This window comes from Variovorax sp. GW821-FHT09D04, assembly GCF_059416405.1.
This window is the reverse complement of record NZ_JBWKPA010000011.1, coordinates 1-12,678: the sequence shown is the minus strand read 5'-3', so window position 1 is coordinate 12,678 and position 12,678 is coordinate 1. Positions and strand designations below refer to the sequence as shown.

The window sequence follows — 12,678 nt, the reverse complement described above, 5'->3', positions numbered from 1 at the left end:
CGGACCTTGATAAAAATTTGTCGGGCCGGCGTGTCGGTCAGTGCAGCGTCTGAACGATCCAGTCGACGAAGGCCGCGCATTCCCAGCGCTCCAGCGTGCCCGGCTGCCAGCAGATGTAGTGGCGGTGCGGCGAGGGCACGGGGCGTTCCGACAGCGCCACCAGCCGGCCCGATTCGAACCAGGCGGCGCCCAGCTTCTGTCGCACCAGCGCCACGCCGAAGCCGCTGGCGGCCGCGTCGTAGACCAGGCCCAGGTCGTTGAACTGCGCGCCCAGGTGCGGCTCGGGCTGGTCGATGCCGCAGCTCGCGAACCAGGTGCCCCAGGGCTCGAGCGGGCTGCGGATCAGCCGCGCGCTGGCGATCTCGGCCGCGGTGCGAAAGCCGTCGAAGGGCCCGAACTCGTTCAGGTAGCTCGGGCTGCAGGCGGGCACCACGTCCTCGGCGATGAGCAGGCGGTGCTCGCAGTCGGCGTAGGCGCCGATGCCGTAGCGCACCTGCAGGTCGGTCTGCTCGGCCGTGACGTCGAGCAGCGGGATCGACACATGCAGCGCCAGCTCGATGTCGGGGTAGAGGTTGCGAAAGAGCTCCAGCCGCGGCATCAGGAACTGGCGGCTGAAGGTGGGCGTGACGGCCACGCTCAGGCGCGGCGCACGCAGTGCCGCGTCACGGCTGCCGGGCGTGGCCTGCTGCAGCGCGGCCAGGCCGACGCGCACGTTCGCCAGGTAGGCCGCGCCGTCGGCCGTGAGGCTGAAGTCGCTGCGCCCGAAGAGCTTGAAGCCCACGTGCGCCTCGAGCTGGCGGATGCGGTGGCTCACGGCGCTGGCGGTCACGCACAGCTCGTCGGCCGCGCGACCCGCATGCCGCAGCCGCGCGACGGCCTCGAAGGTCAGCAGGCATTGGATCGGGGGGATGTGGTGCAGGGCCATCCTCGGCAGCGGCCCGACTCAGTCTTCGAAGAAATTCACCGGCAGGCCCGGCGTGTCGACGCGCATCGAGAGCACGGTGCCCGAGGCCGGGCGCTGCACCAGCTCGTCGGCCGGACGGCCCTTGCGCCCGCTGGTGACGAACAGGGTGCGCAGGTCGTCGCCGCCGAAGCAGGGCATGGTCGGGCACTGCACCGGCACCGCGATGGCCGCAACGCGCTCGCCCGTGGGCGCAAAGCGCAGCAGCTGCGCGCCCTCGAACATCGCGACCCAGTAGTGGCCGGCGGCGTCGACGGTGGCGCCGTCGGGGCGGCCGTCGTAGTGCGTGGGCGTGCTGGGTACCCAGCCCGCGGGTTTGGGGTCGAACTGCTGGAACACGCGCGCATGCGACAGCGTGTTGGCCTCGGCGTCCCAGTCCCAGGCGCGCACCACGTGCGCGGCGGTGTCGGCCCAGTACAGGGTGCGGTTGTCGGGCGAGAACGCCAGGCCGTTGGCGGTGGTGACGTGCTCCAGCATCGACGTGATGGTGGGCGAGACGTCTCCCGGGCGTGCGTCGAAGCAGTAGAGCGCGGCGTTGGCGCGGTCCTTGGCCTCGTTGAGCGAACCGGCCCAGAAGCGGCCGAGCGCGTCGCACTTGCCGTCGTTGAAGCGCATGGTGCGCACGTCGTGCTCCGCGCGTGCCATGGCCACAAGGCTGCCGCCCCACTCGCGGGCCCGGTAGATGCCGTCGCGCAGCGCGATCACGAGGCCGCCGCTGCGCGCCGGCGCCATGCAGCCGGGTTCGGTGGGCAAGGCCCATCGCTCGACCGTGGCCGTGGGCGAGCCGATCTCGCCGCGCGTGCGCAGCACGGCGCGGCCCGGGATGTCGAGCCAGTAGAGCGCGCGTTCGTGCGGATGCCAGAACGGCGATTCACCCAGTTCGCAGAGGCTGTCTTCGATGGAGGTCCACATGGTGGGGCGATTGTGCCCCCGGCCACGCGGGCCGCGGGCAAAAAAAAACCCGCTGACGCCGAAGCGCTCGCGGGCTGAACATCCAAAGGAGACTCGCCTGAAAAAACCGGGAGTGGTTGTTCTTCTTTGTATCGAAAAGGGGGGTGGTGGTCTTGGAGGAGCGGGGGCCGGCGCCGTGCCGGACCACCCGCTGTCTGTGTGCGAATCAGCGGTTGTAAGCCGTTTCGCCGTGGGACGAGATGTCGAGGCCTTCGCGCTCTTCTTCTTCCGACACACGCAGGCCCAGGGTCAGGTCGGCGATCTTGTAGGCGATGAACGCAACCACGCCGGACCACACGATGGTGAACAGCACGCTCTTGACCTGGATCCAGACCTGCGCGCCCATCGAGAAGGTGTCGGGCGTCAGGCCGCCGGTGCCGCCCAGGCCCTTGGCAGCGAACACGCCGGTCAGGATGGCACCCAGGATGCCGCCCACGCCGTGCACGCCGAACACGTCGAACGCGTCGTCCGCGCCGAGCATGCGCTTGAGACCGCCCACGCCCCACAGGCAGACCAGGCCGGCCAGCAGGCCCATCACGATCGAGCCCATCGGGCCGACGAAACCGGCGGCGGGCGTGACAGCCACGAGGCCGGCCACGGCACCGGATGCAGCGCCCAGCATCGAGGCCTTGCCCTTGTGCAGGCTCTCACCCAGGATCCACGACAGGGCCGCGGCGGCGGTGGCGAGCACCGTGTTCACGAAGGCCAGGCCGGCAGCCGCGTTGGCCGCACCTGCCGAGCCGGCGTTGAAGCCGAACCAGCCGACCCACAGCAGCGAGGCGCCGACCATGGTGAGCGTGAGCGAGTGCGGCGTGAAGGCTTCCTTGCCGTAGCCCACGCGCTTGCCGACCATGTAGGCACCGACCAGGCCGGCGATACCGGCGTTGATGTGCACCACGGTGCCGCCGGCGAAGTCGAGCGCGCCGTCCTTGCCCAGCAGGCCGCCGCCCCACACGATGTGGGCCATGGGCACGTAGCTGAAGGTGAACCAGATCACCGAGAACAGCAGCACGGCCGAGAACTTGGCGCGTTCTGCAAAAGCGCCGACGATCAGCGCCACGGTGATGGCCGCGAAGGTGCCCTGGAAGGCGAAGAACACGTATTCGGGGATCGTGGTCAACGCGCCGAAGGTCTCCTGCGTGATGCCCTTCATGAAGATCTTGTCGAAGCTTCCGAAGAAGTTGCCGTCGCCCGTGAAGGCCAGGCTGTAGCCGTAGATGGCCCACAGCAGGCTGATGAGCGAGAAGATCACGAAGACCTGCATCAGCACCGACAGCATGTTCTTGGAGCGGCCCAGGCCGCCGTAGAACAGCGCCAGGCCGGGGATGGTCATCAGGATCACGAGCAGGGTCGAGGTGAGCATCCAGGCGGTGTCGCCGGAGTCGACCTTGGGCGCGGGAGCAGCGGCCGGTGCGGCGGGCGCGGCCTCGGCGGCCGCGGGTGCTGCAGCTGCTGCAGGCGCGGGCGCAGCAGCGGCAGGTGCAGCAGGTGCCGATGCAGCCGGTGCCTCAGGGGTGGCGGCGGGTGCCTGGGCCAGCGCCGAAGTACCGGCGACGAAGACGCTCAAGCCGAGCGCAAGAGAGACAAGAAGTTTTTTCATAGTCGTTGTTCTTTCGGGCCAGGACTCGATCAGAGGGCTTCGCGGCCCGTTTCGCCGGTGCGGATGCGCACGACCTGCTCGAGGTTGTAGACAAAGATCTTGCCGTCGCCGATCTTCCCGGTGCGCGCGGCGCCTTCCACCGCCTCGATCACGCGGTCGACCAGCTCGTCGGAGATGGCCGCCTCGATCTTCACCTTGGGCAGGAAGTCGACCACGTACTCGGCGCCGCGGTACAGCTCGGTGTGGCCCTTCTGGCGACCGAAGCCCTTCACTTCCGTGACGGTGATGCCCTGCACGCCGATGGCCGAGAGCGCTTCGCGCACCTCGTCGAGCTTGAACGGTTTGATGATGGCTGTGACCAGCTTCATGATGAGTTGCTCCTTCTGGATGGATGAAAGGCGGCGCGGCAACGTGGGCCGCGCCTGGTTGTTGTGTCGATTACAGCGTCTTCGTCAGCGTGAGGATGAAGCGTGCCTTGTTGGGCGAGTAGTAGGTGGTGCCGAAGGTGCCGAAGTCGGGGATCTCGATGCCCGGGTAGGCCACGACCTGGTAGTTGGCCTTCTTGTTGGCGCCCTGCACCGAGCCGGTGAGCGTCAGGCCGCTGCCGAAGTCGTAGGTGGCGCCGATGTTGTAGTCCACGTAGCTCTTGTAGCCCAGGCTGCGGATGTCGCTGGACATGTTGGTGAAGCCGACGGCGGCCTTGAGCGTGACCTTGGGCACGATCTCCTTGCTGTAGGCCAGGTTCAGGTAGCCGGTGTTGCGGCCCTTCAGGCCCGAGCCCGTCTTGGCGCCGGCGTAGCCGAAGTAGTCCTTGGACACCGTGTGCGAGTACTTGGCCGTGAACGAGCCGAAGCTGTCGTTGGCGTAGGTGGCGCCCACGTACAGCTCGGTGGTGTTGCCCACCGAGTTGCCCGGGTAGATGTAGGTGAGCGCACCCACGTCCATGTCGACCGGGCCGGCCTTGAACTTGTAGCCGCCGTACAGGTCGCTCTCGATGCTGTTGCCCTTGAGCCAGTTGACGCTGGAGTTCCAGTTGCCGATGTAGAAGCCGCTGTCGCCGAAGGCGTAGTCGAAGCCGCCCTGGATGGCGGGCTTGAAGCCCTTGGTCTTGGCGTAGTCGTTCTTGCCGATCATGTCCTGGTCCTGGCCGCGGAACTTGTAGTTCGTGGTCAGCGAGACATTGCCCGTGAGCAGGGGCGCGGGCGCCGGTGCGGCGGCGTCGGCGGCCTGGGCCATGGCGGCGCCCGAGGCGGTCAGTGCAGTGGCCAGAACGATCAACGCCTGGGCGGCGGTACGGTGCGTCATCAGGGAACTCCTCGCAAGTGTGTTGTTGGACCTGAGCACCCTCAAAGCAGGGAGCGTGCCAAACTGCACGAATACCGCCCCGGCCAGAGGGCGCAGGTGTCCGGCGATGAGCGCCAAATCGTTACAAGCCCTGTTTCCGGCAGTTGCACACGCTTGCACGCTGCACGGTCCTGGGCTTGCACGTCGCAGGCGCACCAACTTGGGGAGAGGGAGAAAAATGAGTCTGTCTTTGGTGCAAAGCCGCGCCTTGCTCGGCCTGGAGGCCGCAGCCGTCACGGTCGAGGTGCATCTGGCGAACGGCCTGCCGAGCTTCACGCTGGTCGGGCTGGCCGAGACCGAGGTCAAGGAGGCGCGCGAGCGCGTGCGCTCGGCGATCCAGAACGCCGGGCTCGAATTTCCGACCAACAAGAAGATCAGATGTAGTCAAGCTCTCTTTGCCAGATCTGAGCAAGGTAGAGGGAGAGCCTTGATCATTTCAATCGAAAAGCAAACTTGGCCCGACGATTGTGGATAACTTTGGGCGCTCGCAGAGCGCTCACCACACCAAAGTGCCACGAGAACGCCCAATTGCCGGGCGTCCAAGGCTGGCGGCTAGCGGTTCGCTTCCGCTGCGAGTTGCGCGACGGAGACGCCTATGGCTTTGGCGACGTGAACGATGGTCATCACTCCAGGGTTTTGCTCGCCGCGTTCGATGCTGCTCATGTACGAGCGATCAACCTGGCACTGATGTGCGAGCTCTTCCTGCGAAATCCCACGCGATTTACGCGAGGACCTTATCGCGCCACCAAGCGCCACAAGAGCTGGGTCTCTGGCGTGTTTTGGGGACGGACTGGGCATGGACAAAATGGCCCCGCCATGAGTACGATCACACCACGGACGATCTTCCACATACTGAGCTCTTATGCTTCGCGTTGATACGCGCTTCGAAACTCCCTCTCCAATGGTTGAGGAGCAAGACTTTCATTCGCGCAATTTTTACTGGGCAGAGCACTGCGTGAACGCTCCCCTTTGGCATATTGAAGCTCTCTCGTCCCCGGATTCCGCAGGCGAGTGCCAGTTCTGGCGCCGCTTTATCGCAACTCGGCCTGCAGAGGTTTTGTTCATTCTCTCCAGCAAGACCTGGGCAGCTACGAAGCTGCACGTGATTCTTCCGGCTTACATGGCCGAACTGGCTGTGCCCAAGTTCGCTCGATGCATCTCGCTGTGGGAATGCGGCGTCAGAGGGACGAAGAGCTCATCTGCATGGCTGTTCGAGACGGACTGCGGGAATTTTGTTGACCCGCTCAACGGGCACCGTCTTCGAGAGTTAAAAAAGCAGCACCTGCGATGGCATGACACTCAATTTGGTACGTCCGACGGGGAAAAAGTCCTGCACGATGCGCCTGCTTGACGGAGAAGCCATGTGCCTCTATGTCTATGACCCGTCGACGCCCTTCACGTTCACAGTCCTGAGCACGGTCCAAGGCATCGCGGGCATTCGAGAGGGCTGATTGCACGCGCATGGCACAACACCTTCCGCCAACTGACCTGTTGGGCAGTTCCCCCGTCGCCCCACCAACAGGCGGCGCCTCCCGTCCGCAACCGCCTGATGGTTTTGAGAGTTGGCTTGAGTACGCTATCTTGACCTTCAGCGATCACTGGGTGGCTCTCGACTACATGTTCGATGACAAGCCCATCGAGCGCCATGAGATTGAGGCGGCAGTGCTTGAAGAATTTAATTTGCTACGTGCACGAGCCGGTCTTCCGCCGTTCGATCCAAACTCGCGACGTCCTCGTTCCTAGACGAGCGAAGAGCAGCGGCAACACATCTAACAAGACTGTGCAGAGGGCCTAGGCCTTTCTTCCTTGTTGAGTGAACCCGAGGAGCAACTCTTCTATCGCCGCGTCAGCACCGGGTGTCTCAGCGGAGGCACGTCAAGTCTGGCATGAGTCGGTGCGAGTGTCGTTCGCCAATGCCGAAAGCGATTTGCCCCACCGATCGATTGCGATTTCCGTTTGCACGCCGTCAACTCGAGCGCGCCTTGCAACCTCAATACGGACGTTTCGCCCGGCAAATCACTCGTAAAGGCTGAAGCCTGCGGGAACTGTCTTGCCCGTCCAGTCCGCCACGATAGCCACGCTAAATCTCGCACGCGTGAGGGCTACGTATAGCTTCGCCCTGGTCATGGCTTTTAGTGGCTCGCTCACATTCGACAGCCAGTCGACCATCCCTTTCGTCGGATGTATCGCAACATGGTCAAACCCTAGACCCTTCGAACCGCCGAAGTTCATGACCGGATAATCTTTCAAAATTCCTTTTGTCACTACGCTGTCGCGCAATTGCATCGGTGCGCATTGCCGTAAATATTGGGCATAGAGTCGAGGATGAACGATAAAAATCCCGTTCCAAATGGATTTCCTATCCCTACACGCTTCGCACGCGCACGCAACGCTCTTTGGCAAACTTGGGTACAGCTTCGAAGACAGGTCGCAAATTTCTTGGCTATTTCGATGAGAGACAGTCAAACTGCCTTGGTCGATGCTGACAACCAACCTCTTTGGAATCTCGTTTTTAATAAAATCAACTATTCCCCCATCACGGTATTTGCTGTACTTTCGCTCATGATGGGTTAGATATGTGACTTGCCTTGGATCGCCCACAACCCGAACTCGAGCCGAGGACTGGAATAGTCCAACTATGAATTCAAGATCGTAGCCTGCAAGATCCTGCACTTCATCCACGAAAATATTCTGATAGATTCTTGCAATCCTATCGAAGACTTTCCCATGGGAAGCAGAATTACATCTTATCGCCAACTTGGATAACTTGTCCGAATAAATTCTCCTCCGAGAGTCAAAGTAGTGTTTTTCAAATGCCTCTTCTTCGCTCCAACATACAGGTATGCCAGCTTTGGTTGTGTATTTAACCCCGGACTGACTTGAAACCAGCAACATGCCCTTGACGTCGAACGAGAAAATCGCCCCCTGAAACGGGCGAACTCCATGGCTAATCAAAAATGCAAACCATGTTCCAATAGTGATATTGGCTGGGATGAATCCATTTTCCTCAAGCACTTTTTGTCTTATTTCCGCCTCATTCGACTCTGTGTACGTAACAATCAAGACGTTTTCGTTTCTTACCTTTAGCGCTTCGCGAACAAGGTAGGTCGTTTTGCCCGATCCGGCCACGGCGACAACCAGTTCATTCATACCGCTCATAGTGAAATAGCGTCCTTGACGAACTTGGGGTAGTCAATAGCGGTCTTTGAATTGAATATCGCGAGCGCGACTTCTGTTTTATTCGCGTGCATGTGAACATGCATTTCGTCTTCTGTCTTGAAGGCCTTCCCCAGCAGATCATTCATTTTCTTAAGGCCATTGGACTTCAGAATTTTTGGTTCAAGCGTGTTGTAGTTGAAAGCTTTTTTGCCGATCAAGAGATCTCCGTCGTCGACGAATTCGTCATAGCAAATTCGGATGTGATCTTTGTCAGCATAGTCCGCGTACTTTTTCTTTAGGGCGGCAGGATTGCCGTCGCTGTCGGTCATGACAGCCACAGTGATTTCAAGAGCGGCTGCGAGCTCGAGAAATCGAAGAAACGACGTCCCCACAGAGATCACGTCAATCGAATCCTCAATCGGTAGACGCCCGCCGTTCACATCCATATAAGCTCGCTGCACGACAAGCTCATCCGAGTCCCCCTCGACGAGGATTGCCTTTGAGGATAAAACCAATCTCAGAGTATCGTAGCCGGCGAGTTTTTTGAAAAAATCGCTAGCCTTCAGTTCAGCGACGCGAATCATTTTTGCCTTTTTCAAGAGCATCAGATTATCTAGACCGAGCTTGTTGGCGACAAAACTGCTATGAGTGGAGAGAATGACTTGCTTGTCGCCGTTGTCAGTACTCAATTCACGAATCAGTTGATTGAGTCGAGAGTGGGAGAGATGATTTTCGGGCTCCTCGATAAGTAAGAGAGTTGCCTCTTTATTTTTCTTAGCGCTAAGGGCAAGTTTAGTTTTTATTATGCATTGCTCGCCCTTTCCGATGTAGTGAAATGGGATGTTATCGATATATGTCATCAGGCTGCTCTCCCAAGCATTCTGAGAAGATAAGTCGACAGAAATGCTAACGGCTTTATTGCTAATTTTTGCTGCCGTTGTTATCTTGTCATTTATTAGCTTTAGTTGGGCATCGGACATAAAGGCTTCGCGCAATTTTCGGTGCGCTTGCGAGATGGATGCCCGCTCGTTTTCTTCCAAGCTATCCCTTATGATCCTAGATATATAGGTGTCAGAGCCGTTTTGATAACGGGAACTCGTTGAATCGATCAGAGCAGATTTTATGGGAATGTTTCGTGCAGTGATCCCTTTTCGTGCAAATGAAGTTAGCTTTGGCACGTAATATTCAATCGGAATGGATCCGACATCCCCGGCTTTCAGCATTTCTTCATATGCGTCTTTAAAGTTCTCTTCGTCGAACTGGATTTTAAAAACGACTCCAGATGCAGGAGTTTTTTCCGAGTTGCCGTCACCCTCAAGCTCGGCGAGTTCCGGGCCCGAACCGGAGAAGAAAACCTCAATACAAATCTCAGGAGGTGCGAGCGGAAATTTTGTGGAGAGACTCGCTAAGTAGGCCTGTTCGATGTTGACGTTGAAGAGGTAACTTGAGACTTCATTCCTGATTGAACGGCCATTCAAGAGTCCCGTCATCGCAAGCTGCAGCGCTTCCAGTATGGTCGATTTTCCAGCCTCATTGCCTCCTACAATGATATTCACGCCAGGCTTAAACACCGCCTCAAATTGGCCCTCATAGCATTTGAAGTTCTTTATTTTCACCTTATCAATACGCATGAGCTTCTCCTCTAGTTGATTTCCGCATTCTTGCATAATGAAATCAAAATGGAGAGCAAAAAATTCCGTCAAAGATTGCAGTCAAGAGCGTTGGGATATCGAAGGTTTTGTGACTTCGACCGCACGAATAGACTGGCTGTTGGATGTGTCCCGTCGTGTCAAACTTGCGCTCACTAAGCGGGGGGAGGGCCTACATTGCTCCGCTCTCCATTCCCTGGAGCTGGCGCTTGACTGGAGATGTCCGTGAGCAACAACGCGCAGTAAACAGTTCAAGGTCGAAAGCGCGTTTTGCTGGAGCAGGACTATGAGGTCCGCGACTGGACAAAGAGCTTGGGATTCACGGAGGTGCAGCTGCGCGAAGCAGTGAGGGCGATCGGCAACTCGGCTGACTAGGTGCGTAAGTACCTGGCGAGAAAAATAGGCTTGCCGTGACCAAGGGCTCGCCCTTTCCGGGCCAACACGAAGCGTGGGAGGGGAGCTGCTCGCCCTCCAGTGCGCCAGAATGCCCCGACACAAACAGCGTGGGCGCTCCGGTGATGCCTGACCTCCAATTCCTGCACCCCTTCATTTCCTGGGCAGCCCTCGCGGCCGCGGCGGTAGCGCTCGGCAAGGCGGTCGTCCTGAACCGGCTGGCCGCTTCGGTCAAGCACGAGTTCGATGAAAAGCTCGAGCTTCTGCGATCCGACCTCAAAGGCAAAGAGTCTGAATTGCAGATGCTGCGCAACCATGGGCTGTCGGGACTGAAGGATAGGCAACTGGCGCTGCAGGCGAAGCAGTTGGAGGCTGTTGATCGCCTCTGGGCTGCGTGGTCCTCGTTCGCTTCGCTGCGTCTTTCGCTCTCCATAGTCGGAACGATCAAGTACGAAGAGATGTTGAAGATTTCCAGGTCGGACGCGAATATTCGAAACTTGTTCGCAGATCTGGACGTGTTCGACCCAAAGACGCTCAAGCTCGACGGTGACATGGCCCGCCCATACGTCTCCCCGTTGGCTTGGGCGATTTTTCAGGCATACACAACGCTGCTGATCACCGGCATGATGAAGATCAAGCAAGCGAAGCTTGGGCTCAAGACTCAGCTGTTCGATGATGCAGTGGGCACAAGAATTCTCAAGGCTGTGCTGCCCGAACAAAGTGCGTTTATCGAAAGCACCGGATCCGCTGCTTTCCCTTCGCTATTGGCGCCACTCGAGGAAAAGTTCCTCAATGAGCTCGGATCAATACTCAAAGGTGAAGCGAGTAGTCAAAGCTCAATCGACGAGGCCAAGAAGATTCTGACGGTGATCGCGTCCTCCTCCGCGATCGCCACGCAGCCCTCCCAAGAGCGCATCAGCAAATAGCATCAAACGCTCGCTAGGCAGCGAGCCGCACGCCGTACGGGAGCGTGAACAAAATTTCGCCGCCCACAACAACGACGTCTATTGATTCCGACGGCGCATCAGCGATTGGCATGCCACGCGCTGCAGTGAACTTGAGGTACGGGCGTGCAGATCCATTGGCGATCAGCTTGTAGCCGCCGACGAGGGTCCGACGAGCTCTAATCGCCAGATCTATTCGATCGATCGAAAGCGTGATCCGATCCTTGCCGGCCGTCCAGCCTGCCTTCTCAACCAAGTCGTCAGAAAACCTGAACAGTGTCTGAGTGCGTCCCTTGGTGCTGACTTCCGACTTCACTAGGACTCGGGTCGGCCCCATCGAAACGCGCTTGAGGCCAGCGCGAGCAAGATCTTCAAATGATTCGAAGGCCATGTTCAAGCTCCTTCCTTCGCGATGCGATTGATGCTGCGGCGGCCTTCTGCGTCAGGCTCGCCGAGTTCGAATCCCAGCTCGCGAAGGCGAGCGTCATAGGACACCGGCCCCAGCCCAAGTTTTTCGAGCTTCTCGTCGGCCCGATTCACCATGTCTTGCACCGCCTCTGTTAGCGCTTCTTGCTTTGACATGTCCAACACGCTCAACATGGCTTCGAATCGGGCTTGCAAGACAGGGTTCACGCGAAAGCACATGTTCTTCATGCCGATGGCTTCGGCCTGCGCCTGGTCCTGCTCAAGAATGCGGCCCACAAAGGCGTTGCTCTCATGCCCACTCAAGGAGGACTTGAACTGCAAAGCCTTTAGCGTAAGTAGCTCGTCGAAGGTGAAGTGAACGTCGACCATGATGATCTCCGATTAATGCATGCAAAATCGCATGGTTTGCATGTTATCGTAAAAACCATTCGGACTGCAAGCAATCACCGAGAATAAGCATGCAAAGAGTGTCTTTTTGCATGCCAATTGCCGCTCGGACCCTTGCCGATCACGTCTGGTTCGGAGATTCGGTTGCGTTCGGCCAAGACCGAGTAGAGCTTGGGGCCGATCTGCAGTGCAGCCCCGACCTAGGGAGGCAGGGCCCGCAAATTTGCTTTGATGTGCATAAAAAGCAAACATTGCGCATGCAACGCAGATATCATGCACAGATGAACAACTATATGTGAGGCATGCGATGGCTTTTAGGGCAGACGAGGCGGCACAAGACGGATACCAAGAGGCCGAAAGCTATTTGATCGGGCGTCTTAGCGGCGTCGACGAGGCTGAGCGTGCAAGAAGCAAGGAAGCGTTGCGCGAGATCGTCGATCAGCTCGGGCCTGTGGTGCACACGTACCCTACCTGGCACCCGCTCGTCAGCAACCACGACGATCACAGTCCGGAGACCAGGCCGAACGATCGTTGCGGCTACTCCGGAATCGACCACATCCAAACATTTGTGAGTGGATTTATCACGTGCCCCTATGGGGAGGGTGCCCAAGCGGTGCTCGACTCGGTCAAAAACCTGCCGGAGAACCCCGCCGCTTACATAACCGCAGAGCGGCTTGACGTGAAGTTCTATAGCCCCGAGGCGACGCCTGTACTGGTGCGCTGCAGGTGGGAGAAGCCGCTTGACCCCGGCGGTTTGATTCCCTTGCGAGTCGCTCTCCCCCTCCTCTGTTAGTGCCAGTGCAATCTTGACCAGCTAAACCGCAAAGTGCCAATCCAATATTGACCAGGGTGTTCCACTGACCT

At 59.0% G+C, this 12,678-nt stretch carries 14 protein-coding genes and 1 pseudogene; 5 read left to right on the top strand and 10 right to left on the bottom strand.

The features are described from left to right. Positions 1-37: 37 nt before the first annotated feature. The 5 genes from AC07O4_RS26265 to AC07O4_RS26245 all read right to left on the bottom strand — a co-directional run bounded on the left by AC07O4_RS26265 (position 38) and on the right by AC07O4_RS26245 (position 4,817). A complete protein-coding gene (locus tag AC07O4_RS26265) occupies positions 38-925 on the bottom strand; it encodes a LysR substrate-binding domain-containing protein (protein ID WP_070063527.1) in 888 nt (295 codons plus the stop codon). An 18-nt stretch (positions 926-943) separates the two neighbouring features. Next, the gene (locus tag AC07O4_RS26260) at positions 944-1,873 is read right to left on the bottom strand and encodes an SMP-30/gluconolactonase/LRE family protein (protein ID WP_307589546.1); all 930 of its coding nucleotides are present in this window, start codon (positions 1,871-1,873) and stop codon (positions 944-946) included. A 205-nt stretch (positions 1,874-2,078) separates the two neighbouring features. Beyond that, positions 2,079-3,512 (bottom strand): ammonium transporter, encoded by a 1,434-nt coding sequence (locus AC07O4_RS26255; protein WP_159273472.1) that lies wholly within the window; start codon positions 3,510-3,512, stop codon positions 2,079-2,081. 29 nt (positions 3,513-3,541) lie between these two features. Further along, positions 3,542-3,880 carry a P-II family nitrogen regulator gene (gene glnK, locus AC07O4_RS26250; protein WP_056583732.1) on the bottom strand — a complete coding sequence of 113 codons (339 nt, stop codon included), beginning with the start codon at positions 3,878-3,880 and terminating at the stop codon, positions 3,542-3,544. 70 nt (positions 3,881-3,950) lie between these two features. Continuing rightward, the gene (locus tag AC07O4_RS26245; protein WP_492700050.1) at positions 3,951-4,817 is read right to left on the bottom strand and encodes a TorF family putative porin; all 867 of its coding nucleotides are present in this window, start codon (positions 4,815-4,817) and stop codon (positions 3,951-3,953) included. A gap of 217 nt (positions 4,818-5,034) precedes the next feature. On the opposite strand from AC07O4_RS26245, the pseudogene AC07O4_RS26240 reads away from it, so the two are divergent. Next, positions 5,035-5,247, top strand: a pseudogene (locus tag AC07O4_RS26240) (magnesium chelatase domain-containing protein); the annotation flags it as partial. A 161-nt stretch (positions 5,248-5,408) separates the two neighbouring features. Here AC07O4_RS26240 and AC07O4_RS26235 read toward each other — a convergent pair. Then, the gene (locus AC07O4_RS26235) at positions 5,409-5,654 is read right to left on the bottom strand and encodes a helix-turn-helix domain-containing protein (RefSeq protein ID WP_495306061.1); all 246 of its coding nucleotides are present in this window, start codon (positions 5,652-5,654) and stop codon (positions 5,409-5,411) included. A gap of 64 nt (positions 5,655-5,718) precedes the next feature. Between AC07O4_RS26235 and AC07O4_RS26230 the strand changes: the two genes are divergently transcribed. After that, positions 5,719-6,207 carry a hypothetical protein gene (locus AC07O4_RS26230; RefSeq protein ID WP_495306060.1) on the top strand — a complete coding sequence of 163 codons (489 nt, stop codon included), beginning with the start codon at positions 5,719-5,721 and terminating at the stop codon, positions 6,205-6,207. A 665-nt stretch (positions 6,208-6,872) separates the two neighbouring features. On the opposite strand, the gene AC07O4_RS26225 is transcribed toward AC07O4_RS26230, so the two are convergent. Together AC07O4_RS26225 and AC07O4_RS26220 are read right to left on the bottom strand one after the other, a co-directional pair. Beyond that, positions 6,873-8,006 carry a UvrD-helicase domain-containing protein gene (locus tag AC07O4_RS26225; protein WP_495306059.1) on the bottom strand — a complete coding sequence of 378 codons (1,134 nt, stop codon included), beginning with the start codon at positions 8,004-8,006 and terminating at the stop codon, positions 6,873-6,875. 5 nt (positions 8,007-8,011) lie between these two features. After that, positions 8,012-9,646: an ATP-dependent nuclease gene (locus AC07O4_RS26220; RefSeq protein ID WP_495306058.1), complete on the bottom strand. Its 1,635-nt coding sequence runs from the start codon at positions 9,644-9,646 to the stop codon at positions 8,012-8,014. Between the two features lie 288 nt (positions 9,647-9,934). Between AC07O4_RS26220 and AC07O4_RS26215 the strand changes: the two genes are divergently transcribed. After that, positions 9,935-10,039 carry a DUF3606 domain-containing protein gene (locus tag AC07O4_RS26215; protein WP_495306057.1) on the top strand — a complete coding sequence of 35 codons (105 nt, stop codon included), beginning with the start codon at positions 9,935-9,937 and terminating at the stop codon, positions 10,037-10,039. 143 nt (positions 10,040-10,182) lie between these two features. Then, positions 10,183-10,983: a hypothetical protein gene (locus AC07O4_RS26210; RefSeq protein WP_495306056.1), complete on the top strand. Its 801-nt coding sequence runs from the start codon at positions 10,183-10,185 to the stop codon at positions 10,981-10,983. A gap of 13 nt (positions 10,984-10,996) precedes the next feature. Here the strand turns inward: AC07O4_RS26210 and AC07O4_RS26205 are convergent, their stop codons facing one another. Continuing rightward, positions 10,997-11,392 (bottom strand): hypothetical protein, encoded by a 396-nt coding sequence (locus AC07O4_RS26205; RefSeq protein WP_495306055.1) that lies wholly within the window; start codon positions 11,390-11,392, stop codon positions 10,997-10,999. Between the two features lie 2 nt (positions 11,393-11,394). Further along, the gene (locus tag AC07O4_RS26200) at positions 11,395-11,796 is read right to left on the bottom strand and encodes a hypothetical protein (protein ID WP_495306054.1); all 402 of its coding nucleotides are present in this window, start codon (positions 11,794-11,796) and stop codon (positions 11,395-11,397) included. A 325-nt stretch (positions 11,797-12,121) separates the two neighbouring features. Between AC07O4_RS26200 and AC07O4_RS26195 the strand changes: the two genes are divergently transcribed. Further along, on the top strand, positions 12,122-12,607 hold the full coding sequence (locus tag AC07O4_RS26195) for a hypothetical protein (RefSeq protein WP_495306053.1): 486 nt from the start codon (positions 12,122-12,124) through the stop codon (positions 12,605-12,607). Positions 12,608-12,678: the final 71 nt, after the last annotated feature.